Genomic DNA, 23,360 nt, shown 5'->3' with positions numbered 1-23,360 from the left:
CATGAGTTCTGCTAAACGCTCGTCGAGCGTCAAAGTCCTGCCCACCGTCCTCGGTGTCATCATCGTGGTGGCGCTCATTGCGATCGCCGGCGAAATCGGCGTCCGGATGTTCGTGAGCAAGGAGATTTCCGACGGCTACCGCACCTCCGCCGAAGAGCGTGGTGCGACGGTCACTGAAGACCCCAAGGTTTCTTTCGGCACCCGCCCGATACTGCTCGCCTTGGCCACCAAGTCAGTGCCCTCGATGGATCTGTCCACTCCGAACACACTGGAGGTCAAGAACCCGGAGGCGCTGGGTGGCGCACCGGAGATCAACGGTGACCCGGCAGCGGAAGTGCACCTGGAAAACGTGGATCTGAGCAATCGTGCGGATCCGACGGCAGAGTCGCTGCGAGTAGACGTCACAATCCCACCTCAGCTGCTGCAGGCGCTAATTAACCGGGAAAGCGGTGTACGCGCTTCCACAATCACGCCGTTGCCGGACGAAGGCCTGTTCAACATTGAATTCGCCTCCGGATTTGCGACCTCCAAGTTCCGCCCGATTGCCAACGGCGGTCATATCGAAATCAACTTGGAGGGCGGCTCAATCCTCGGCTTAAACCTCGATGGCCTGGCCGGCTGGCTGGGAGAAGCGAGCGGTACGCTGTTGAGCTACGACATCGGCCACGGTATGCAGGTGGAGGAAGCGCACGTCACCGGGGAGGGCCTGGCGTTGACGCTGACGGGCGCAAATCTGCCTTTGTCGACCGTGAGCGAACTTACCTTTAGCTAGCAGGTAAGATACCGAGAATGACTCGCTCTCTCATCACCGCAAATAGCGGTACTCCCACCGAGCGCCAGTACATCTTCTCGCTCGGCTGTCCAGACCGTACCGGTATCGTTTCCACCCTGTCGACCTTCCTGTCCGACATTGGTGCGTGGATTACCGAGGCGGACTTCTTCTCCGACCCGGAGACCGGATGGTTTTTCACTCGCCAGGCGGTCCGCGCCGACGCTCTCGACCTGACGGTAGACGAGCTGCGCGAGAAGTTCGCTGAGCTCGTCGGTGATTGGGGCCCTGAGGTCCGCTGGAAGGTCACCGACAACGCTGTCCCGAAGCGCGCTGTCATCCTGGTGACCAAGGAAGGCCACTGCCTGCAGGATCTGCTCGGCCGCGTCGCACAGTCCGACTATCCGATGGAAATCGCTGCAGTAATTGGTAACCACCGCGATCTGGAGCCACTGGTCGCAGCGTATGACATTCCCTTCCACCACGTGCCCTTCCCCAAGGATGCCGTCGGCAAGCGTAAGGCATTCGATGAGGTCGCCGAGATCGTCGACGCCGAAAACCCGGATGCCATCGTGCTCGCACGTTTCATGCAGATTCTGCCGCCGGATCTGTGCGAAAAGTGGGAAGGCCGCGCGATCAATATCCACCACAGCTTCCTGCCGTCGTTCATGGGCGCGCGCCCGTACCTGCAGGCTTATCGACGTGGTGTGAAGCTCATCGGTGCCACCTGCCACTACGCCACTGAGGACCTCGACGACGGCCCGATTATTGAGCAGGACGTCATGCGTGTCTCCCACAAGTACACCGCTGCGGACATGCAGCGTGAGGGTCGCGATGCGGAGAAGCAGGTCCTCGCCCGCGGTTTGCGCTGGCACCTGGAGGATCGTGTGCAGGTCTACGGCAACCGCACCGTGGTGTTCCAGTAGGTTTTCGGGGAGCCAGACCTATCCCTATCCGCTCCCCCAGAAAGAAAGTGTCTGGGTTTATGACAAAATAACCGGGTTTTTCACCCAGAAACTGTCATAAACCCAGACACTTTCTCAGTAGTGCAGGCTAGGACCCGCCCGGGACTAATAACCGCCCTGAGCGTTCGACAAAATGTCCTTGATCTGTGGGCGGACATCGAGCCAGTAAATACCCGTAATGACTAGCCCGGCAATCAGCGGGATGCCCAGCATTGCCCAGCCCAGCCACGGCAGGAGCAGGAAAATCGCCGAACCGACCAGCATACCGGCCCAGACGTTGCGGCTCTTGCGGTCTGCAGCGTCAAAGGCATCCGCGCGGGTGGTGATGACAAGCACCGCACCGATTAGCGCCAAGATGCCGATGACAAACGGAATGGCGAACTGAAACAGGACGTCCACATAGACGGAAATCGCCACTAGCGGCGAGTCCGCAAGACTGGGCAAAGATGGTAACAGGCGCACCGGGGGAACAACTCCTTTAACAGGGATGCATTGCTTTTTACATGCTAACGCACACCGTCTGATGTGCTGGGTTGTGCTGCTAAATAGCCCCAAACACCAAGGTCGACAGGGTGTAAATAGCCAAACCGGCCAGTGATCCGACAACCGTGCCGTTAACGCGAATGAACTGCAGATCGCGACCGACCATCAGTTCAATCTTGTCGGAAGCCTCATCGGCGTCCCAACGCTCGACGGTCTCGGAAATGATCGAGGTAATCTCGCCCGAGTAATTCTCAGCGATGAAGACGACAGCCGCTTCCAAACGGCGGTCCATTCGTTTGCGCAACTCAGGATCGGATTGGATCCGCTCGCCGTAGCGGGCGGCCGTTTCCGAGACCTTCCGACGGAGCAGGGAGTCCGGGTCGCGGGCAGCGTCGACAAGCTTTGCGGATGTTGATGCCCAAATCTTCGCCGGCGCCTGTGTGACGGCGGCGGACGAAAGAATGTCAGTCTTAATTTCTTCGACTTTGGCGATGGTCTTCTCGTCGTTCTGCAAATCTATGGCGAGCTGCGTGAGGAAGCGGTGGAGCGCCAGGCGCGCGTCGTGCTTAGGGTCATGCTGCACCTGCCAGGTCCAATCAACCAGCTCGCGATAGACCTTGTCGCCGATGAGATCGTTGACAAAGCTCGGCGCCCAGGATGGGGCGCGCTCTCCGACGAGGCGGTCGATAAGATTCTGGGAGCCCAGCGACTTCCGGTGCAGCCACTCAGCCATCTGCTGGACGATGGGCTCGGTGCGCCCCTCTTCAATCAGCTGCTCGAGAACCTTACCCGCTGGTGGTCCCCACTCCGGAGCTGCAACTTCGTCGATGACTGCTGACTTCAGCACTGCGGCGGCATCGTCGGGATTAATCGCCTCCAGCACATTTCCGGTGAACTTACCGACCTCTGCTGACACTTTGTCGGCGTTTCCCGGCGCTACCAGCCATTCGCCGATACGCTCAGGGATCTCGGCCTTACGCACCTTGTCCACAATCAAAGCGGGGTTCAGGAAGTTGTCTCCGACGAACTGCGCCAGGGACTCACCGACCTGGTCCTTCTTGCGGCGGACGATAGCGGTGTGTGGGATAGGAATGCCGAGCGGGTGGCGGAACAGAGCTACGACTGCGAACCAGTCGGCGAGGGCACCGACCATGCCGGCCTCAGAAGCAGCGCGAACGTAGCCCACCCACGCGGGCACAACTTCGCCTGCGGATAGGTGTGAAGACTCAATACCGCGGCATGTGAAATACACAGCGGTTGCGATGACCAGCAGCATCGTAGCGAAGGCCTTGGCCTTACGCAGTTGCGCACGTTTTTCCGATTCAACCTCAGGTGATGGCCCGGGAACTTCGAGACGGTCCGAGACCGAATCGACAGCTGCCGGGAGCTTAGCGGGGTTGTTATCCATGTGTATAGATTAGGCGCCGAAAACGCGAAAATGCCACCGCGCCGCAGTCCGCTGTTGGTGAGAGAAGTACTTCTCAGTACTTCCCTACCCCAGCACACTGTGCACGGTGGCATCAACTGTGGAGGTGCTAGTTCAAAAGGCTAGCGTTGCATCCGACTAGAGGCGAGCCCCTTTAAACTGGGGCAAGCCTTTAGTGGTGAGTGCCGAATTCCTTTCGGTAAGCCTTGTAGTCACGACGACCGATGGAGATGCAGGCCAGACCCGCAATAACCATAACCAGTCCGACTACCAGGCCAGCCCACATGAACACGCTGCCGTCGAAGTTCCAACCACCGGTGTAGTCGGTGTAGTTGGCGGCATCCTTAGCCAGGAAACCGTTGCTGTGAGAGGCAGCAGTCTGGTCGGCAAAAACGGTCGTTGCGAGACCGAAAATGAAGGTGCCCCAAGCCGCCAGAGAGGCGAGCATGAGTCCCATGCCAATCCAGGTAATGCTCTTGTGAAGCGAGGAGTATTCGGCATTCATGCTCTGAGGCACGTAACCGTCGACGAAGTGCTCTTCGCCCTGGTAACGCTTGACTGCATTCGCCATAATCTATGTCCCTTCTGGAAAACTCTAATCGAGAAAGAGTTTAGTCGTCCTTACCGCGGAAGAACGAACGAGCTCGTTCCTTGGTAACGGCGGCAACCGCAGTCAGCGGGATACCGGCCGGGCAGACATCAGCACATTCACCATAGAGGGAGCACGGACCGAAGGTGCCTTCGACCTCGTCAACCATCTTGCGAGCACGCTTGCCACGCTCTTCCTTACCCAGCGGGACCAGGGAGAGGTGAACCAGCTTTGCGCCGGTGAACAGGTGTGCAGCACCGTTCGGGCAAGCTGCCACACAAGCACCACAGCCGATGCAGGCTGCGTGGTCAAGTGCGAACTCAGCGGTCTCGTGGTTCAGGTGCAGAGTATCTGCATCCGGAGCGGTACCAGCGTTGATGGAGACGTAGCCACCCTGCTCGAGGACACGGTCCAGAGCGGAGCGGTCAACGACCATGTCCTTGATGACCGGGTATGCGGCGGAGCGCATCGGCTCAATCTTCAGGGTGTCACCATCGCTGAACTGGTGCAGACGCTGCTGACAGGTCGGGGTGTTCTGGCCCGGGCCGTGCGGACGACCGTTGACGTTCAGACCACAGGTACCACAGATACCCTCACGGCAGTCAGATGCGAACGCGAACGGCTCCTTGCCGGACTCGACGTACTTGGAGTTGACGTGGTCAAGCAGCTCCAGGATCGACATCTCTGCGACGGCGTCGTCAACGTCAACGGATTCAAAGTGTCCCTCGACGTTCGGACCTGCTTGGCGCCAGATTTCAAGGTGCAGTTTCATTACTTGTAGTTCCTTGTCATGAGCGGGACGGCTTCGAAGGTGAGCGGCTCGGCGTGGCGAATGAATTCGTAACCGGACTGATCCCATGCAGGACCGTTGTTGCCTCGCTCCCATGCGGAAACGAAGCACCAGTTAGCGTCATCGCGCTCTGCCTCGCCATCTTCGGAGATGTGGTCATCGCGGTAGTGAGCACCGCAGGACTCATCGCGGTCGAGGGCGTCGACACACATGAGCTCACCGAGGTCGATGTAGTCAGCAACGCGGTTAGCGTACTCGAGCTGCTGGTTCATCTCGTTCGGCTCACCCGGAATGAACAGGTCAGACCAGAATGCCTTACGCAGTTCGCGGATCTCCTCGATACCGCGAGCCAGGTCTTCCTTGTTACGGGCCACACCACAGTCGCGGTAGAGAATCTCACCGAGCTGGCGGTGGAAGTACTCAGCGCCGTGCTTACCCTGGATGCTCATCAGCTTGTCCAGGCGAGCCTGAGCGCGGTCCAGTGCTTCCTTGGCCTCCGGGGCATCCTCAGCCAGGCGGTCGGTACCGAGCAGCGGGCCGAGGTAGTTCGGAATGGTGAACGGCAGGGTGAACCAACCGTCGACCGAACCGGACAGCAGGGAGTTTGCACCCAGGCGGTTTGCACCGTGGTAGGTCCAGGATGCCTCGCCACCGGTGAACAGACCCGGGATGGAGGTCATCTGGTTGAAGTCAGACCACAGGCCACCCATGGTGAAGTGGCAGGTTGGAGCAATACGCATCGGAACCTTGTACGGGTCCTCACCGATTGCCTCTTCGTACATCTGAATCAGGTTCGAGTAGCGTTCCTTGATGACCGGCTGGCCCAGGCGCTCAATTGCGTCACGCAGATCCAGGTAGACGGAGTTCTTCAGCGGGCCAACACCGTAGCCGGCGTTAATCTGCTGAGAGTTGGCGCGGGAAGCGACGTCACGCGGGACGAGGTTACCGAATGCCGGGTAGCGACGCTCCAGGAAGTAGTCGCGCTCGTCCTCCGGGATGTCGTTGGCCGGGCGCTCGTCGCCCTTCTTCTTCGGGGTCCAAATACGTGCGTCGTTACGCAGGGACTCGGACATCAGAATGGTCTTCGACTGCCAGTGCGCGTTGACCGGAAGACCGGTCGGGTGGAACTGGATGAAGGACGGGGATGCGAAGTAAGCACCCTGGTCGTATGCACGCATGATGGCCGAAGCGTTGGAGTTCTTGGCCAGCGTGGACATGTGGTAGACGTTGCCGTAACCGCCGGTAGCCAGAATAACTGCGTGAGCAGTGTGAACGGTCAGCTCACCATTGATGAGGTTACGCATGATGGCACCCTGGCAACGGCCGTCGGCGACGATGATGTCAACCAGCTCGTTGTGGGTGAAGATCTCGACGTTGCCGAGACCAATCTGACGCTGCAGAGCCGAGGTAGTCGACAGCTGCAGCTGCTGACCCGTCTGACCACGGGTGTAGTACGTACGGGAGACCTGCACACCACCGAAGGAACGGGTTGCCAGGGTACCGCCGTACTCGCGAGCGAACGGAGCACCAATTGCATTCAGGTGGTCGATGACGCGGACAGACTCGACAGCCAGACGCCAGCAGTCGTTCTCGCGGCAGCGGTAGTCGCCGCCCTTAACGGTGTCCTTGACGTGGCGGTAAGCGCCGTCGTTGTCGACCTTCTTACCGCGAGCGGAGTTGACACCACCCTGTGCAGCAATGGAGTGCGCACGGCGCGGAGCGTCGTGGTAGGTGAAAACCTGCACGTCGTAGCCGAGCTCGCCGAGCGCAGCAGCGGCAGCGCCGCCAGCCAGGCCGGTACCGACGACCATGACGCGGAACTTACGACGGTTCAGCGGCGAAACCAGGTTGGCGTGATCCTTCTGGTACTGCCAGTGGTCCTTCATGGAGACCTTGTCACCCGGGGAGTTATCGGACAGAACCTTGCCGATCTTGACCCCGTCGACAGCGCTTTCCGGCGCGCGGAAGTCCGCAGCGACGGTTGCTTCAGTGTTAGTCATAGTAAATTTCCTCCTCGACCTACGAGACCAGACCGGTCAGGACGGCGACTGGGATGAAGATGTTGCCGACAACAACCAGCAGCGGCAGCAGGCCGGACAGGAACAGCAGAACCTTGCGCCAGCGCTTACCGGTGATACCGAGGTCGGAAGTAGCGGTCCACAGACCGTGGGACAGGTGCAGCAGCAGAGCGAGCTGCGCAATGATGTACCAAACAACAACACCCGGACGCGAGAAGGACGCAACCACGTTCTGGTATGCCTCACCGTGCTCGAAAGAAGACGGAGCAACGCCAGCACCGATGGTCAGGTCCAGCAGGTGGAAGATGATGAAGGCCAGCAGCACAATGCCGGTGATCACCATCGAACGCGCAGTAAAGGTGTTCCAGCTGGACACCATGCCCTGACGGCGGAACTTGCCGCGGGACTGCTTAGCACGTGCAGCCAGGGTGAGGCCACCGAAAATGTGCAGGACAATAGCTACCAGCAGGACAATGCGGAAAATCCACAGAATGCCCTCGTTCGGAACTGCCGGAGCACCGACAGTGCGCAGGAAGGTCGCGTATGCGTTGAAGTCTTCCTCGCCAGCGAAAATCTTCAGGTTACCCAGCATGTGGACAATAACGAAGAGGCCAAACAGCACGCCAGTGACGGCCATGGTCAGCTTCAGAGCCCATGAAGGGTATTTAGGCTGCTCGCGCAGCGGTTCTACATTAATTTTGCCGTGCGCGATTGCGTCACGGTTTGAACTTTTAACAGTCATGGCACCTCCAGTGTCATATTCACTCTAAAGTCACACAGCGTCTGGTAAACATTTTTCCCCCTTTTGGGTGGGGATTTTCACAGGTTACCTAGGTCTTTTCTCCGCCTTTTCTCAGGTTATCGCATTTTAGCCACTTCTGAGGTCGTCGCTGCATAAACCCTCTCCCCCACCATAAAAACGCGCCTACCCCGACTTTTGCCGATTTTTCACCCGCCCAAACCGACTAATAACGCAACATAAATAGCACGAAAATAAAAAACCGCCCACTTTTCTCAGGTGGACGGATTTAATACTCAATAATTTTGTTGCGAAATTCTTTATTTTTACCCCTGCCGAATTCCCCAAAGGCCCAAACAGCCACCCCCAACAGGCAATCCCCCCCCCATTGGCGCCGTGTACGGCCGAAGCCGTCCGACTAATCCTCGCTCTGATCCGAGTTCGCCATCACCACGGTCAACGGCTCCGGGCCAATGATTACCTCATGGCCTGCGACCATAATCGGCCCAACCTGGTGGTCTCCCTCCTCCAGGACGACTTCCGCCGTGCGGCCGCGCACCGTCACTCGGATACGACAACCACGAATAGTGACTCGGTACGTCAGGCCACTCCAGTCCTCCGGCAGACGCGGGTCAATACTGTAGCGGCCGTCATGATCGCGGAAACCACCGAAGCCATAGACCAGGGACTGCCACACACCACCGGCAGATGCGACGTGGACACCATCGGCAGCGTTGCCATGCAAGTTCGCCAGGTCCACATAGAGTCCGCGGAGGAAGAAGTCCATTGCCTGCTCCTGCAAGCCCAACTCGGCCGCAACAATGGACTGCACAACGGCGGACAGCGAGGAATCACCGGTGGTGAGCGGATCGTAATACATGTAGTCTGCGCGCTTTTGTTCCGTCGTAAAGCGATTGCCCATGAGGAACAGTGCGAGGACGACGTCCGCCTGCTTAATGACCTGGTGACGGTAAATCGTCAGCGGGTGGTAATGCAGCAGCAACGGGCGCAGGGGTCCGACCTCGGGATCGTCGAGATTCCAGCGCTTACGCAGTAGGAACTGGTCATCCTGAGGGTGAATGCCGAGCTTCTCATCGAACGGGATGTACATCGCCTCAGCGGCCTGCTCCCACTCTTCAACCTCGCGCTCGGTGAGGTCGAAGCGGTTGGTCAGTTCGCGATAGGCAGCAGGGCGATCACGCTTCATCTGCTTGACGACGTCCGCAGCAACCCGCAGGTTATACTGCGCCATCACGTTGGTGTACAGGTTGTTGTTCACCACCGTGTTGTACTCATCTGGACCGGTGACGCTGTGAATCTGGAACTCTCGATGCTCGGCATCGAAGAATCCCAGCGACATCCAGAATCTGGCCGTGCCGAGCAGCAGATCCGTGCCCTCCTTGAGCAGGAACTCCTCATCGCCGGAGGCATAGACGTACTTCATCATCGCGTACACGATGTCCGCATCGATGTGGTACTGCGCCGTGCCGGCCTCAAAGTAGGCCGAGGACTCCTGACCATTGATAGTGCGCCACGGGAAGAGGGCACCGTCGTGCGCCAGTTCGTCGGCACGCGCCCACGCGGCTTCGAGCATGTCCCAGCGGAAGCGCATGGCATTGCGCGAGAATTGCGGCGACGTATAAGTAAGGAATGGGGTCACGTAGATTTCCGTGTCCCAGAAGTAGTGGCCGCCGTAGCCAGTGCCGGTCATTCCCTTGGCCGGCACACCTTGGAATTCAGCGCGGGCGGCGGCCTGGATAATCTGCCAAATGTTCCAGCGCACTGCCTGCTGAATCTCCGGCTGATTGTAAATGACCACGTCAGAGCGCTCCCAGAAGCGTTCGAGCCACTCCTCCTGGTTCTCCATCAGCCCCAGCATGCCGATGCGTCCGACGCGGTTCAGGGTGCGCTCACAGCGGAATGCCAGCTCTTCGGCACGAACCTTGCGGGAGGAGTGGTACGCGACCAGCTTCTCCAGGCGGATGACAGTGCCGACCGGCGCATCCAGGTTAAACAGGGAGCTGGCCACATCCGGCTCGGTCGACTGCGAAACCTCTACGAACGGCTCCGTGCCGTCGGGAGTGCGGACAGTAAAGGTGTGGTCCATGGAAGTGGCCACGGTCATACCGGAGTTTGCGCAGCGGTAGCCCAGTGTCGAGCGCTGCCCGTGCGCCGATTCCGACTGAAATGCCGGAATCAGAACGCGGTCTTCCAATGCTTCGGCGCGACGGGGATCCAGTTCGGTGCCCTGCGCCTTGGCGGCATCGTGGTACTCGTCCTCGCCGTCCTGGCGGTTGAGGATCTGCGAGTTGATCATCACCGCAGCATCCGCATCCAGCAGCTCGACTTCCAGACTCATCGCGGCGACATGCTTTTCCTGGAAAGACACCATGCGCTCAGAGGTGACGCGAACGTGCTTGCCACCCGGGGTGCGCCAAATGAACCGACGACGCAGCACCCCCTCACGGAAATCCAGGCTACGTTCGTAGTCGCTGACCTCAGCATTGCCGAGACGCAGGGGCTCATCGTCAATGTAGAGACGCATTGCCTTGGCGTCCGGAGCATTGGCAATCGTCTGCCCCTGACGGGCTAGGCCGTAGGCGTCCTCGGCGTGCCTAATCGGCCAGGTCTCATGCAGACCGTTGATATAAGTGCCGTGCTCACTGGAGTCACGGCCCTCCGGCGGGTTGCCACGCATGCCGATGTACCCGTTCGACAGCGCAAACAGCGTCTCGCCCAAACCGAGCGGGAGGCCGTTCGGCTTCGTCTCAATCAGACGCCACTCATCGACCGGAGTGATGTCTCGGTCCATGAGTCCCTCGGCATTTACAAGGTGGTGGTGCTTATCCGCACGATCCGCCGGGAAGTTACGACGCTGCTTACGACGAACTGGGGACACCGTCTCCTCCTGTTTTTCAGCCTCGGCGGTCTCCGCGTCGTGACCCTGCCCCTGCGGAATCACACGCTCGGTCTCGTCGACTGCTGCCGTGGTCGAATCGTTGGCCATGATGCCTTCCGGTTTTGTCTCAGCCATTTGTCACGAGCCAGCCTAGACGAGTGCCGCCAAGTCACTGACCACAACGTCGGCGCCCGCTCGGCGCAGCGCTTCCGCACCAGCACCGCGGTCAACACCAATGACCAGACCAAATGCGCCGGCTGCACCCGCTTGCACACCACTGATGGCATCCTCGACCACCACAGCATCGCGCGGCGCCACCCCCAGATTCTTCGCCGCGTACACGAAAGTATCGGCGGCTGGCTTACCCGGCAGGTTGTTCTCATGCGCCACCACGCCGTCAACAATCTCCACGAACCGCTCACGCAGCCCAGCGGCCGTCAGCACCGGCACCGCGTTCTTCGACGAGCTAACCACCGCCAACTGCGGTTTTTCGCTTGCCGACGAGTCCCCCGCGCCCTGTAACTCGTCGAGCAGCGCAACCGACCCCGGGTAGGCCTCAATTCCCCTCTCGACTCGCGCCAAGAAGTCATCATTTTTGCGCTTCCCGAGCCCGACAATCGTCTCGTCTTTCGCTGTGTCCTCATCACTACCGTGTGGCAGCGAAATGCCGCGAGATTCCAGGATTGCTGCGATGCCCTCATCGCGGCGGCGGCCATCGAGGTAGGTGAAGTAGTCCTCCTCTGTGTAGGCCGAGACACCCTTGTGCTCGAAGTAGTCGCTAAACATGTCCGCCCACGCCTGCTCGTGCACATCGGCGGTAGGCGTAATTACCCCGTCGAGGTCAAAGAGGATTGCGCCCGCGCTATGGAGGAATTCTTTGGCCTTGGCGAGGTTGGTAGCACTATCGGTCGTGGAATTAGTCATGGGGGTCGCTGCTCCTTGGACGTTGCAGACTGCATATTCTCAATTAACTTCCCAATCAACGCTAGCAACGTTGCCCCTACCCCGCTTGTGAACCCGGGTATCTCGAATCTGAGAATCATGGTGCGCTTCCCCCAAAAACAAAACTGCCGGCGCGCATGCGCGCCGGCAGTTTGGGTATCTATTTTGCTATTTCAGGCTCGGTAGCCGCAGCCCGACCAAGAATTAATCCTGGTCGATGCCCTCGCGCTTCTTGAACTCCAGGCGACGGCGGTGCAGGATCGGCTCGGTGTAACCGGACGGCTGGTTCACACCATCGAGGATGAGCTCCTTGGCAGCCTGGAAACCAATGGACTTGTCGAAGTCCGGAGCCATCGGCAGGTATGCCTCATCGCCCTCGTTCTGGCGGTCAACGACCTCGGCCATGCGCTCCAGCGAATCGATGATCTGCTCCTCGGTGACAACACCGTGCAGCAGCCAGTTAGCCAGAGTCTGGGAGGAAATACGCAGGGTAGCGCGGTCCTCCATCAGGTCAACATCGTTGATGTCCGGCACCTTGGAGCAGCCAACACCCTGCTCAACCCAGCGGATAACGTAGCCCAGGATGGACTGGCAGTTGTTGTCCAGCTCGTTAGCCTTGTCCTCATCGGACCAGTCAGCGCCCGGCTCGCCAGCCTTAGCTGCCGCTACCGGGATGGTGAGCAGGTCACCGAAGGTGTCACGGCGACCGTCGGTAAGCAGCTTGTCCTGAACACCGAAGACGTCAACCTCGTGGTAGTGGGTAGCGTGCAGCACACCACCGGTCGGGGACGGAACCCACGCGGTGGACGCACCCTGCTTCGGCTGACCAATCTTCTGCTCCAGCAGCTCGGCCATCTGCTCGGTCATGGCCCACATGCCCTTACCAATCTGAGCCTTGCCCTGCAGGCCGTGTGCCAGACCGGAGTCGACGTTGTTGTCCTCGTAAGCCAGCATCCACGGAGCGGTCTTCTGAACAGCCTTGCGGAACATCGGACCAGCCTGGATGGAGGTGTGGATCTCATCACCAGTGCGGTCCATGAAGCCGGTGTTAATGAAGACGACACGCTCGGAAACAGCCTTGATGGCGGCGTCCAGGTTGACGGAGGTACGACGCTCCTCGTCCATCAGGCCGACCTTCAGGGTGTTGTGCGGCAGACCCAGCAGCTTCTCAACGTCTGCGAACAGCTCGTTGGTGAAAGCAGCCTCATCCGGGCCGTGCTGCTTCGGCTTCACGATGTAGATGGAGCCGGTACGGGAGTTCTTACGTGCGTTGTCCTGATCCAGGCCCGGGATTGCACACACAGCGGTGACGACGGCATCCATGATGCCCTCGAAAATCTCCTCGCCGTCGCGGTCGAGGATGGCCGGGTTCTGCATCAGGTGGCCGACGTTACGGACCAGGTTCAGGGAACGACCGTGCAGGGTGACCTCGGAACCGTCAAGAGCGGTGTAGGTGCGGTCGTCGTTGATGGTACGGGACAGCTTCTTGCCGCCACGGGTGAACTCGACTGCGAGGTCACCGACGTTCAGGCCCAGCCAGTTGGTGTAACCCAGGGTCTTGTCTGCAGCGTCGACTGCGGCGACAGAGTCCTCGAGGTCCATGATGTTGGTGACAGCGGCTTCCAGGATGATGTCCTTGACGCCAGCCTTGTCGGTCTTGCCAACCGGGGACTCCGGGTCAATCAGCAGCTGGATGTGCAGACCGTTGTGCTTGAAGTAAATGGACTCCGGCGCGTCCTTGTCACCGGTGTAGCCGACCAGGGTCTCCGGCTCGCGCAGACCGGAGGTAGCGCCGCCTTCCAGGGTTGCCTGCAGGTGACCGTCGACGATGTCGTAAGAGGTGACGTCCGCGTGGGAACCGTCGACCAGCGGCAGAGCCTTGTCCAGGAAGTTACGACCCCATGCGATAACGCGGTCACCGCGGACCTTGTTGTAGCCCGGGGTGTCCTTCTCCGCACCGCCATCTTCAGGAATAGCGTTGGTGCCGTACAGCGCGTCGTAAAGCGAGCCCCAGCGTGCGTTCGCAGCGTTGATGGCGAAACGGGCGTTGAGGACCGGCACAACCAGCTGCGGGCCAGCGGTGGAAGTGATCTCGGTGTCGACGTTAGCGGTAGTGACCTGGAAGTCACCCGGGTTGTCAACGAGGTAGCCAATTTCCTTCAGGAATGCGACGTACTCATCCTGATTCTGCTCGCCCGGGTGTTCCTTGTACCAAGCGTCGAGCTTTTCCTGCAGCTCATCGCGCTTGGCCAGCAGCTCGCGGTTGCGCGGAGTGTACTTAGCGACAATGTCACCGAAGCCGTTCCAGAACGCGTCCTTGTCCTCAATGCCGGCGGCGGGGAGTGCGGTGTCATTAACGAAGTCGTAAAGAACCTTCGCGACCTGCATTCCACCTGCCGAAATACGCTGTGCCATTGCTCTCCTCAAAACTATTGATTGCAATTTGCCCATCCAGCCACGGCCACGTCAGCGGCTCACACTGGATGCGTTGTTCCCCTACTGTATGTGATTCGGCGCACTTATGAACCGTCTTTTTCCATAACCGCCAACCGCCAGCCCGGTATAGCGCCGCTCACATTTGCCATTTCATTCGCTTTACGACGAGCACCCTGCGAACAGACCCCACCCCTCCCCAATGACCATTCGGGCATTCAGTCCTGACGCCACAACCAGCCCTCCCCCACCCGCATTGACTGCAGCATCCCCGGCACTCTTTCCTCCAGCCACAGAACACCACACACAATGGGAAAGTGTCGCGCCTCACAGACATTTACTATTGCGACCTGCATATCAACGGCCAGCGACCAATCACGTCGCTACAGCCTCCGCCTTCAAACCAGACCATAAAAGCGAGATGACAACCGAGACCCTGGCCACTACCCAGGGATGCTCCGGCGGGGTACTGACGGTGTAACGGCAGTGTATTTAGAAGCCCGTTTCCACCTTTACGGCCGTAATTTCGGGGGTAGCGAAACACCCCCTAAACCCCAAACACTGTTAACGGCCAGCTTTGATAAATACCAAAATATAAATCACCCCAAAGCGGGGGGAACATTATTCGCGAGTCCGCCATAGGGAAATAACAGTACAAATGTACCGGCCGGTCACAGGCGAAAATTGTTAAAGCCAAGCTACACATCACAATGTTTGCAATCTTCACAAGTGTTATCCGTATTACATACTTGAATTCACATCGGAAGCTGCTTGACGAACGTAGCGCTATGCCCCAAAATGTGAGACATGGCACGCGGAAGCGGACATTGTTTTTGTTCGCATGTTTGTGTGCAGGGGTACAGCACTTTGCTAGCGCCCCCTGCATTCACGTGACACCGCGGTCACTATCGGGTCAGCCTGTAGATCGGTTCTGTCGGAATTGTTCTTAAGTCAGCACCCGGAGTTCAAAAAGCAAGCAAAAGGAAGTGACTCCGTTTATGTCTAACGTTGGTAAGGCACGTACCGCCGCCGAAATCCAGAAGGATTGGGACGAGAACCCGCGCTGGGAAGGTATCACCCGCGACTACACCGCTGAGCAGGTTGCTGAGCTCCAGGGCTCCGTCGTCGAGGAGAACACCCTCGCTCGCCGCGGCGCTGAGATCCTGTGGGAAGGCGTCAACGTTAAGGACGACTCCTACATCAACGCTCTGGGCGCGCTGACCGGTAACATGGCCGTTCAGCAGGCTCGCGCTGGCCTGAAGGCTGTCTACCTCTCCGGTTGGCAGGTTGCTGGTGACGCTAACCTCTCCGGCCACACCTACCCGGACCAGTCCCTGTACCCGGCTAACTCCGTGCCGAACGTCGTTCGTCGCATCAACAACGCTCTGCTCCGCGCAGACGAGATCGCTCGCATCGAGGGCGACGACTCCGTCGACAACTGGCTGCTGCCGATCGTCGCTGACGGTGAGGCTGGCTTCGGTGGCGCTCTGAACGTCTACGAGCTGCAGAAGGCTATGATCAACGCTGGTGCCGCTGGTACCCACTGGGAGGACCAGCTCGCTTCTGAGAAGAAGTGTGGCCACCTGGGCGGCAAGGTCCTGATCCCGACCCAGCAGCACATCCGCACCCTGACCTCTGCTCGCCTGGCTGCTGACGTCTCCAACACCCCGACCGTCATCATCGCCCGCACCGACGCTGAGGCCGCTACCCTCATCACCTCCGATGTTGATGAGCGCGACCAGAAGTTCATCACCGGTGACCGCACCTCCGAGGGCTTCTACCACGTCCAGAACGGCCTGGAGCCGTGCATCGAGCGTGCAAAGTCCTACGCTCCGTACGCTGACATGATCTGGATGGAGACCGGTACTCCGGACCTCGAGCTGGCTAAGAAGTTCGCTGAGGGCGTCAAGGCTGAGTACCCGGACCAGCTCCTGGCTTACAACTGCTCCCCGTCCTTCAACTGGTCCGCTCACCTCGAGAAGGACGAGATCGCCAAGTTCCAGAACGAGCTGGGCAAGATGGGCTTCAAGTTCCAGTTCATCACCCTGGCTGGCTTCCACGCCCTGAACTACGGCATGTTCGACCTGGCTTACGGCTACGCTCGCGAGCAGATGTCCGCATTCGTCGACCTGCAGAACCGCGAGTTCGAGGCTGCCGAGAAGCGCGGCTTCACCGCTGTCAAGCACCAGCGCGAGGTTGGCGCTGGCTACTTCGACCGCATCGCCACCACCGTCGACCCGAACTCCTCCACCACCGCCCTGAAGGGCTCCACCGAGGAGGGTCAGTTCTAAGTCACTCGGCTTAGGACTTAGGTCAAGGACCTAACTTCAACACCCAGCGAGGGTTGCACTTGCAGCCCTCGCTGGGTGTTTTTGTGTGTTCATCGACGTGTCGACTCCGGGCCGTCGTGAAGCGTGCCTGAGAACCTCAGCACCTACACACGTAAGCAAAGGTTGCAACGGTTTTCTACACAAGTTCAGCAAAGCCCGCGATATGCTGGGCAGTATGTCGAAAACCTATGTCGGATCCCGCCTCCGCCAGCTACGCCGCGAGCGCGACCTCAGCCAGGCTGCGCTCGCGCAGGCGTTGGGCCTCTCGGCTAGTTACGTCAACCAGATTGAGCACGACGTCCGCCCGCTGACTGTGCCCGTGCTGCTCCGCATCACGGACACATTCGGCGTTGACGCGACTTTCTTCTCCCGCGATGACGACTCCCGTCTCCTCGCTGAGGTTCAGGACGTGGTGATGGACAAGGAGATCGCTAAGTCCCCCATGGATCTGCAGGAGATCTCGGAAATGGTTCGCGACCACCCTGATATCGCCCGCATCATGGTGGACATCCACCGCCGCTACCGCAACGTCACCGACAAGCTCTCCCTGGCCACCGAGGAGCGCAACTTCGGCAACAGCACCGACACCGCCTCCGGCTCACAGGCGCTGACCATGCCACATGAGGAGGTCCGCGACTACTTCTACGCCCGCCAGAACTACATCGCTTCGGTCGACACCGCCGCTGAGGAGCTGGCCCGCGAGCTGCGCATCACCGACGAGACCACCGATGTGGTCTCTGTGCTGGCCGACAGGCTGTCCAACGACCATGGGATTCGGATTGCGCTGGAATCGTCGTTAGGCGATGTGCAGCACAGCCTTGATCGGCGGACGAAGACGCTCTACCTCGCGCGGCACCTCTCGCCGGGACAGCGGGCCTTCCGCATGGCCACGGAGCTGGGGTTTTTGGAGCAGGGCGAGACCATTTCCGAAGCCGTCGCGTCCGGGCATTTCATGTCGGAAGAGTCGCGGAAGCTGGCGCAGCGCGGAGTCGCGACGTACTACGCGGCGGCCCTGATTCTGCCGTATGAGTCGTTCCATGCGATGGCTGAGTCGAAACGCTACGACATCGAGCTGTTGTCTCGCACTTACGGCGTGGGCTACGAGACCATCTGCCACCGACTGTCCACGATGCAACGCCCCAGCTTGCGCGGTATTCCATGGACATTCGTGCGCGTCGACCGCGCGGGTAACATGTCCAAACGCCAATCCGCCACGGGCTTCCACTTCACGCATTCGGGCGGTACCTGCCCGCTGTGGAACGTCTACGAGACTTTCTCCTACCCCGGCAAAGTCATGCGGCAGGTCGCACTCATGCCGGATGGTCGGCCGTACATGTGGATTTCGCGGACCGTGGAGCATCACGCGGCCCGTTTCGGCAAGCCAGGTAAGGTTTTTGCCATCGGTTTGGGCTGCGAGGCCCGTCACGCTGAGCGCACCGTGTACGCCGATGGTCTCGATCTCGCGGACCTCGACGCCGCCACTCCGATCGGTGCCGGCTGCAGGGTCTGCTCCCGCGAGGCCTGTCCGCAGCGCGCGTTCCCGCCGATCCATCGCGATATCGACATCAACATGCACCGCTCCACCGTCTCGCCGTACTAGTTCGCTTTACGACGGGCGCAGGGCCGGCCTGTTTGCGGGGGGCTTGGTTCGCGCAGGATGCCCCCCCCCAAAAAAAGGAAGACCCCAAAAAGAAAGTGCTTAAGTTTATGACACTTTCGCACCGATTTTCACGGTCAAACTGTCATAAACTTAAGCACTAACTCGTATTTGCCTGAACCGGAACCAGCCCAGTGAGAGCCAGGACCAGCGAAAACTGGCCCCAGGCAAAAACCACAACCTCTTACAGGTTGATCATCTTGCCCATAACGCCCTCAGCTGCTTCCTTCATAGCCTCGGACATGGTCGGGTGAATGTGGACGGCGCGGCCGATTTCCTCAGTGGTCAGCTCGTACTTCTCAGCCAGAACCAGCTGCGGCATGAGCTCCGAAACGTTGGCGCCCACCATGTGACCACCCAGCAGCTCGCCGTACTCAGCATCTGCAATGAGCTTCACGAAACCAGCCGGCTCCGCCAGACCCTGGGCCTTACCGTTGGCAGAGAACGGGAAGGTGGAAACCTTAATCTCGCGGCCGTTCTCCTCTGCCCACTTCTTGGCCTGCGCCTCGGTCTTACCGAAGGAACCAACCTGCGGGTTACAGAAGGTTGCGCGCGGCATCATGTTGTAGTCCGGGATGGTCTCGGTCTCGTGTCCCGCCATGTGCTCAGCTGCGATAACGCCCTGTGCCTCAGCGACGTGTGCCAGCTGCAGCTTCATGGTGACGTCACCGATGGCGTAGATGTTGTCGACGTTGGTGCGCATGTACTCGTCGATGACAATCTCGCCGCGCTCGCCCAGCTCAACACCGGCCTTGTCCAGGCCGATGCCCTCTGTGCGCGGTGCGAAGCCGATGGAGACCATAACGCGGTCGACGGTCAGAGTCTGCTCGTCGCCACCATCCTTGGCCTCGACCTTGACCTCAACCGAGTCACCATTGTCCACGATGGAGGTGGTCTTGTGCCCGGTCATGAGCTTGACGCCCAGCTTCTTGTATTCCTTGGCAATAACCTTGGAGACGTCTGCGTCCTCGTTCGGCAGAACGTTGTCCATGAACTCGACGATGGTGACATCCACGCCGTAGTTAGCCAAGACGTATGCGAACTCCATACCGATGGCGCCAGCACCGACGATAACCATGGAGTCCGGCAGCTCGTCGGAGAGAATCTGCTCTTCGTAGGAAACGATGTTGCCGCCGACCTCAACGCCCGGCAGGGAACGGACGACAGAACCGGTCGCAATAATCGCCTTGTCGAAGGTAATTTCCTTGCCCTTGTCATCGCCATCAGTGATGGCCATGGAGGTCGGGCCAGTGAATTCACCGAAACCGTTGATTTCGGTGATCTTGTTCTTCTTCATCAGGAAATGAACACCCTTGACGATGCCCGCGGACACCTTGCGCGAACGCGCGTGTGCGGCACCGAAGTCAAAGGAGACATCGCCGGAGATACCGAAGGTCTTAGCCTCATGGTTGAAAATGTGCGCCACCTCGGCGTTCTTCAACAGAGACTTGGATGGAATACAGCCAACGTTGAGGCAGACACCGCCCCAGTATTGCTTCTCCACCACGGCAGTCTTCAGGCCCAGCTGGGATGCACGGATTGCTGCGACGTATCCGCCAGGACCGCCGCCGAGTACTACAAGATCAAAATGTTCAGCCACGTGCACAAGTCTACGCACGACTTGTCTTTACTTCACGCGCGAGTCCCGGTTTTACCTACTGCGGTCGGCTACGGTGGTGGGCATGGGCACCGACACGGACACCGACTTGGGCAACAATCTCTCCTTCCTCTCCACTGATCTTGTCCCCGATTGGCTGGACGATATCGACGGCTCCCAGGCGCTGGCGTGGGCCCGCGCGCAGTCGGAGGCCACCGTCGCAGGTGTCGATTCGCTTGCCGACGACACCAGCGACCGCACCAACCTGGAACAACGCATCCTGGCTGCGCTCAACACCGATGCCCGGATCGCATACCCGGTGCGGCGCGGCGAGTACCTCTATAACTTCTGGCGGGATGCCGAGCATCCGCGGGGCCTGTGGCGGCGCACCTCGTTGCAGAGCTATCTGGCTGGCCAGGACGATCCGCAGGCGACCGAGTGGGAAACTCTCATCGACCTCGATGCGCTGGCGAAAGCCGAGGGAGAAAACTGGGTCTGGAAGGGCACGGTGTGCCGTTATCCGGAGTATGACCGCGCGTTGATTCTGCTCTCTCGCGGCGGCGCCGATGCCACTGTGGTGCGGGAGTTTGACCTCGTCAACTGCACTTTTGTGGAGGATGAGCCGTTCTACCTCACGGAGGCGAAGTCCGATGTCTGTTGGTTGGGCCGTGACGAGATTCTCGTTGGCAGTGACTTTGGTCCGGGGTCACTGACGGATTCGGGCTACCCGCGGCAGGTGCGGAGGTGGCGGCGCGGCATGCCGTCGTCAAGCGCGGATGTGATTTTCTCAGGCCACAGTGATGATGTGGCCGTGGGCGGCTGGTTCGACGCGACGGAGGGTTTCGAGCGGCTGTTTGTCGAGCGTGCGCATGATTTTTATAATTCGCAGCGGTTCGTGGCAGCGGAGCGTCCGGGCAAGTTGGCGGCGCAGCAGAATGGGGACTTTTCCCTGCAGATCCTGGAGGTGCCGCAGGACTGTCGCACGAGTGTCCATCGGCAGTGGTTGGTGTTGATGCCCCGCACGGAGTTCAATGGCATTCCGGCTGGTGGCGTGGCCGTTGTGGAGCTCGATAAGTGGCTGGCGGGCTCGCGTGAGGTGGAGGTGATTTTCACCCCTGATGCGCACACCTCGTTCCAGCAGCTGGCGTGGACGAAGAACTTCCTGGTGTTGACGCTGTTGGAGGATGTGGCGACGAAGTTGGTCGTGTTGCGGGAGGGCTCGTGGGAGCCGGTGGAGGCTTTCGGCGAGTTACCGGCACAGGCCACTGTGAGCGTGATTGATACGGCCTCTGAACGCGACGATGAAATCTGGTTGGTGTCGACCTCGGCAACGCAGCCGGCAACTCTCTGGTACGGGCAAGTCGGCAACCCGCTCACGGAAGTGCGGCGTGCTCCGGCGCTCTTCGACAGTGAGGGGATGGAGACGCGGCAGCACTGGGCGACCTCGGCCGATGGCACGCGGATTCCGTATCGCATCACCGGCCGCTTCGACGCAGGCGCTAGTGCAGAGACAACCACAGCCACACCCACTCCGAACCCAGCCCCTACCCTCGTGCACGCCTACGGCGGTTTCGAGGTCTCGCTGGTCCCACAGTACTCGGCGATTCGTGGACTGACCTGGCTCGATCGGGGCGGCTACTTCGTGGAGGCCAACCTGCGTGGCGGTGGCGAATTTGGCCCGACCTGGCACTCCTCGGTGGTCAAGACTGAGCGGATGAGGGTCTATGAGGATCATCAGGCCGTACTGCGCGATTTGGTTGCACGTGGCTACTGCACGCGCGAACAGCTGGGCGTGCGCGGTGGTTCCAACGGCGGGCTGCTGACCGCAGTCTGCCTCACCTCCTACCCGGAGTTAGTGGGAGCGGTGGTGTCCCAGGTGCCACTGGCGGACATGATGCGCTACCACAAGCTGTCCGCAGGAGCCTCCTGGATGGCCGAATATGGAAACCCGGACGACCCCACCGAGCGGGCTGCGATTGCGCAGTATTCGCCGGTCCAGCGCGTCGTCAAGCGAGAGCAGCGCGCCTACCCACCAGCGTTGATTACGACGTCTACCAGGGATGACCGTGTCCACCCGGCACATGCGAGGAGCCTGGCGTGGCTGCTGGAGGAAGCGGGACAGCCGGTGGATTATCACGAAAATACCGAAGGAGGCCACGCCGGTGCGGCGGATAATTCGCAGGTCGCGTTCGTCGAGGCACTCATATCTACGTGGCTGTGGAACAAGCTCAAGTAAGGTAACAGCCGTGAGTAGCGCTGATTTCACTAATCCTTATACCGGTATTGCGTTCAACCTGGGTTTCCGGGTGAACAAATACGAGCTGGACCTCGATTATCGGGTCGGGCCGAATCGTCTGAAGGCGACGGCGACTCTGCATATCGAAATCAATGCTTGGACCTCACACATCACGCTCGACTTTGCGGATGCGCTGGGGGTCGATTCGGTGGATGCGATTTCCGATTCGCAGGCACACTCAATCGATGTAAAGCGCTGGCGCCATTCGGGACGCAAGCTGCGCGTCACCTTTGACCGCGAGTTGGCTCCCGACGAGACGCTGCGGCTGATTGTGACTTACTCGGGCACGCCACGTCCGGTGCGCTCGAAGTGGGGCGAAATTGGCTGGGAGGAACTCGAAAACGGTGCACTCGTGGCATCGCAGCCGGTGGGCGCGGCGTCGTGGTACCCCTGCGATGACGATCCCGAGGTCAAGGCATTTTACGAGTTCACGATGGTCACCGACGCTCCCTACGAGGTCGTCGCACCAGGGCTTGCCGACGCTCCGGTGAACGTGGGCGGATCGCGCCGCCGCTGGCGGTTTGTCACCGAGGAGCCCATGGCCTCCTACTTGGCCACCATCAATGTCGGCCAGTTTAAGAAGGTCGAGCTGCCGTGCCAGACCTCGACCGTAGTGGCCTGGGTGCCCTCTGAGTTGGTGGCAAATGCCCGCCACGACTTCCGCGACCAGGGACGCATGCTCGATGAATTCGCCAAGCTCTTTGGCCCTTACCCCTTCCGTGCCTACCAGGTGGTCATTTGTGAAGACGACCTGGAGATCCCCATCGAGGCACAGGGTCTGTCCATCTTCGGAGCCAACCACGCCGACGGCAAGGACACGTGGAATCGACTGATTGCCCACGAGTTGTCGCACCAGTGGTTCGGCAACAGTGTCGGCATTTCGCAGTGGCGCGATATCTGGCTCAACGAGGGTTTTGCCTGCTATTCCGAGTGGGTGTGGTCCGAGGTCAGCGGCGGTGCCAGCGCGGATGTGCACGCCCGCAAGCACTACCTGGACCTGCTTGAAGATGATCAGGACATCGTCATCGCCAACCCAGGGCCCAAGCTGATGTTCGACGACCGTCTGTACAAGCGCGGCGCGCTGACTGTGCACGCTCTGCGTCTGCTGCTGGGCGACGAGGTGTTCTTCGACCTGGTGCACAAGTGGACCACCACCAACCGCCACAGTGTGGTCGATGCAGTGGACTTCCGCGCACTGGCCAACCGTGTATGCCGCGAGCGTGGCATCACCACCTCGCACCTGGATGTCATCTTTGACTCCTGGCTGTCACGCAGCTCCTTGCCGGACTTCCCCACTGATCCGACGCGCTCCCCTGCTGACCAGGGCATCGACGATAATGGTGCTCCAATCGTGGATGAGGAACTGGCCGCTCAGTTTGAAAAGCTCGGCTACTCGAAGGCCAAGGACTAGAGAGCTAGAGGCACGT

General features: G+C 59.9%; 16 protein-coding genes. 6 read left to right on the top strand and 10 right to left on the bottom strand.

Going from position 1 to position 23,360, the window contains the following annotated elements:
• The first annotated feature begins 1 nt into the window (after window position 1).
• Window positions 2–772: an LmeA family phospholipid-binding protein gene (locus tag ADB02_RS02020; protein WP_049189514.1), complete on the top strand. Its 771-nt coding sequence runs from the start codon at window positions 2–4 to the stop codon at window positions 770–772.
• A gap of 17 nt (window positions 773–789) precedes the next feature.
• Window positions 790–1,695 (top strand): formyltetrahydrofolate deformylase, encoded by a 906-nt coding sequence (gene purU / locus ADB02_RS02015; protein ID WP_049189513.1) that lies wholly within the window; start codon window positions 790–792, stop codon window positions 1,693–1,695.
• 144 nt (window positions 1,696–1,839) lie between these two features.
• Here the strand turns inward: purU and ADB02_RS02010 are convergent, their stop codons facing one another.
• The 9 genes from ADB02_RS02010 to ADB02_RS01970 form a co-directional block, all read right to left on the bottom strand.
• Entirely contained in the window at window positions 1,840–2,151 is a 312-nt protein-coding gene (locus tag ADB02_RS02010; protein ID WP_042388363.1) for a DUF2516 family protein, read from the bottom strand.
• A gap of 124 nt (window positions 2,152–2,275) precedes the next feature.
• Window positions 2,276–3,625: a DUF445 domain-containing protein gene (locus ADB02_RS02005; protein ID WP_049189511.1), complete on the bottom strand. Its 1,350-nt coding sequence runs from the start codon at window positions 3,623–3,625 to the stop codon at window positions 2,276–2,278.
• Between the two features lie 190 nt (window positions 3,626–3,815).
• Window positions 3,816–4,214 (bottom strand): hypothetical protein, encoded by a 399-nt coding sequence (locus tag ADB02_RS02000; RefSeq protein WP_016421967.1) that lies wholly within the window; start codon window positions 4,212–4,214, stop codon window positions 3,816–3,818.
• A gap of 40 nt (window positions 4,215–4,254) precedes the next feature.
• Window positions 4,255–5,004, bottom strand: a complete 750-nt coding sequence (locus tag ADB02_RS01995) for a succinate dehydrogenase/fumarate reductase iron-sulfur subunit (RefSeq protein ID WP_016421966.1) — start codon at window positions 5,002–5,004, stop codon at window positions 4,255–4,257.
• On the bottom strand, window positions 5,004–7,022 hold the full coding sequence (locus tag ADB02_RS01990; protein ID WP_049189510.1) for a fumarate reductase/succinate dehydrogenase flavoprotein subunit: 2,019 nt from the start codon (window positions 7,020–7,022) through the stop codon (window positions 5,004–5,006). The genes ADB02_RS01995 and ADB02_RS01990 overlap by 1 nt, the downstream gene beginning before the upstream one ends.
• Window positions 7,023–7,041: 19 nt before the next feature.
• Entirely contained in the window at window positions 7,042–7,782 is a 741-nt protein-coding gene (locus tag ADB02_RS01985; RefSeq protein ID WP_049189509.1) for a succinate dehydrogenase cytochrome b subunit, read from the bottom strand.
• A 415-nt stretch (window positions 7,783–8,197) separates the two neighbouring features.
• Complete coding sequence (locus ADB02_RS01980; RefSeq protein ID WP_049189508.1) at window positions 8,198–10,813, bottom strand: glycoside hydrolase family 65 protein; 2,616 nt, start codon at window positions 10,811–10,813, stop codon at window positions 8,198–8,200.
• Window positions 10,814–10,828: 15 nt separating this feature from the next.
• Window positions 10,829–11,602 (bottom strand): HAD family hydrolase, encoded by a 774-nt coding sequence (locus tag ADB02_RS01975; protein WP_179078196.1) that lies wholly within the window; start codon window positions 11,600–11,602, stop codon window positions 10,829–10,831.
• A gap of 222 nt (window positions 11,603–11,824) precedes the next feature.
• Window positions 11,825–14,035 carry a malate synthase G gene (locus ADB02_RS01970; protein ID WP_048732321.1) on the bottom strand — a complete coding sequence of 737 codons (2,211 nt, stop codon included), beginning with the start codon at window positions 14,033–14,035 and terminating at the stop codon, window positions 11,825–11,827.
• A gap of 1,016 nt (window positions 14,036–15,051) precedes the next feature.
• Between ADB02_RS01970 and aceA the strand changes: the two genes are divergently transcribed.
• Complete coding sequence (gene aceA / locus ADB02_RS01965; RefSeq protein WP_016421960.1) at window positions 15,052–16,344, top strand: isocitrate lyase; 1,293 nt, start codon at window positions 15,052–15,054, stop codon at window positions 16,342–16,344.
• 214 nt (window positions 16,345–16,558) lie between these two features.
• Complete coding sequence (gene ramB / locus ADB02_RS01960) at window positions 16,559–17,983, top strand: acetate metabolism transcriptional regulator RamB (RefSeq protein WP_038629316.1); 1,425 nt, start codon at window positions 16,559–16,561, stop codon at window positions 17,981–17,983.
• Between the two features lie 241 nt (window positions 17,984–18,224).
• Here ramB and lpdA read toward each other — a convergent pair whose 3' ends face one another.
• Window positions 18,225–19,640, bottom strand: a complete 1,416-nt coding sequence (lpdA, locus tag ADB02_RS01955; RefSeq protein WP_049189521.1) for a dihydrolipoyl dehydrogenase — start codon at window positions 19,638–19,640, stop codon at window positions 18,225–18,227.
• Window positions 19,641–19,722: 82 nt separating this feature from the next.
• On the opposite strand from lpdA, the gene ADB02_RS01950 reads away from it, so the two are divergent.
• Entirely contained in the window at window positions 19,723–21,873 is a 2,151-nt protein-coding gene (locus ADB02_RS01950; RefSeq protein WP_016421957.1) for a prolyl oligopeptidase family serine peptidase, read from the top strand.
• A gap of 10 nt (window positions 21,874–21,883) precedes the next feature.
• Window positions 21,884–23,344, top strand: coding sequence for a M1 family metallopeptidase (locus tag ADB02_RS01945; RefSeq protein WP_016421956.1), 1,461 nt, complete (start codon window positions 21,884–21,886; stop codon window positions 23,342–23,344).
• The last annotated feature ends 16 nt before the right edge of the window (window positions 23,345–23,360 follow it).

It is taken from the genome of Corynebacterium sp. 212_CJEI (genome assembly GCF_001055915.1).
GTDB classification, from domain to species: Bacteria; Actinomycetota; Actinomycetes; order Mycobacteriales; family Mycobacteriaceae; genus Corynebacterium; species Corynebacterium jeikeium_D.
This window is presented reverse-complemented; position numbering and strand designations above follow the sequence as displayed.

What these genes read in the sequence shown, in the direction of transcription:
- ADB02_RS02020 (WP_049189514.1), top strand. Translation starts at nt 2, where the DNA reads ATGAGTTCTGCTAAACGCTCGTCGAGCGTCAAAGTCCTGCCCACCGTC.
- purU (WP_049189513.1), top strand. Translation starts at nt 790, where the DNA reads ATGACTCGCTCTCTCATCACCGCAAATAGCGGTACTCCCACCGAGCGC.
- ADB02_RS02005 (WP_049189511.1), bottom strand. Translation starts at nt 3,625, where the DNA reads ATGGATAACAACCCCGCTAAGCTCCCGGCAGCTGTCGATTCGGTCTCG.
- ADB02_RS02000 (WP_016421967.1), bottom strand. Translation starts at nt 4,214, where the DNA reads ATGGCGAATGCAGTCAAGCGTTACCAGGGCGAAGAGCACTTCGTCGAC.
- ADB02_RS01995 (WP_016421966.1), bottom strand. Translation starts at nt 5,004, where the DNA reads ATGAAACTGCACCTTGAAATCTGGCGCCAAGCAGGTCCGAACGTCGAG.
- ADB02_RS01990 (WP_049189510.1), bottom strand. Translation starts at nt 7,022, where the DNA reads ATGACTAACACTGAAGCAACCGTCGCTGCGGACTTCCGCGCGCCGGAA.
- ADB02_RS01985 (WP_049189509.1), bottom strand. Translation starts at nt 7,782, where the DNA reads ATGACTGTTAAAAGTTCAAACCGTGACGCAATCGCGCACGGCAAAATT.
- ADB02_RS01980 (WP_049189508.1), bottom strand. Translation starts at nt 10,813, where the DNA reads ATGGCTGAGACAAAACCGGAAGGCATCATGGCCAACGATTCGACCACG.
- ADB02_RS01975 (WP_179078196.1), bottom strand. Translation starts at nt 11,602, where the DNA reads ATGACTAATTCCACGACCGATAGTGCTACCAACCTCGCCAAGGCCAAA.
- ADB02_RS01970 (WP_048732321.1), bottom strand. Translation starts at nt 14,035, where the DNA reads ATGGCACAGCGTATTTCGGCAGGTGGAATGCAGGTCGCGAAGGTTCTT.
- aceA (WP_016421960.1), top strand. Translation starts at nt 15,052, where the DNA reads ATGTCTAACGTTGGTAAGGCACGTACCGCCGCCGAAATCCAGAAGGAT.
- ramB (WP_038629316.1), top strand. Translation starts at nt 16,559, where the DNA reads ATGTCGAAAACCTATGTCGGATCCCGCCTCCGCCAGCTACGCCGCGAG.
- ADB02_RS01950 (WP_016421957.1), top strand. Translation starts at nt 19,723, where the DNA reads ATGGGCACCGACACGGACACCGACTTGGGCAACAATCTCTCCTTCCTC.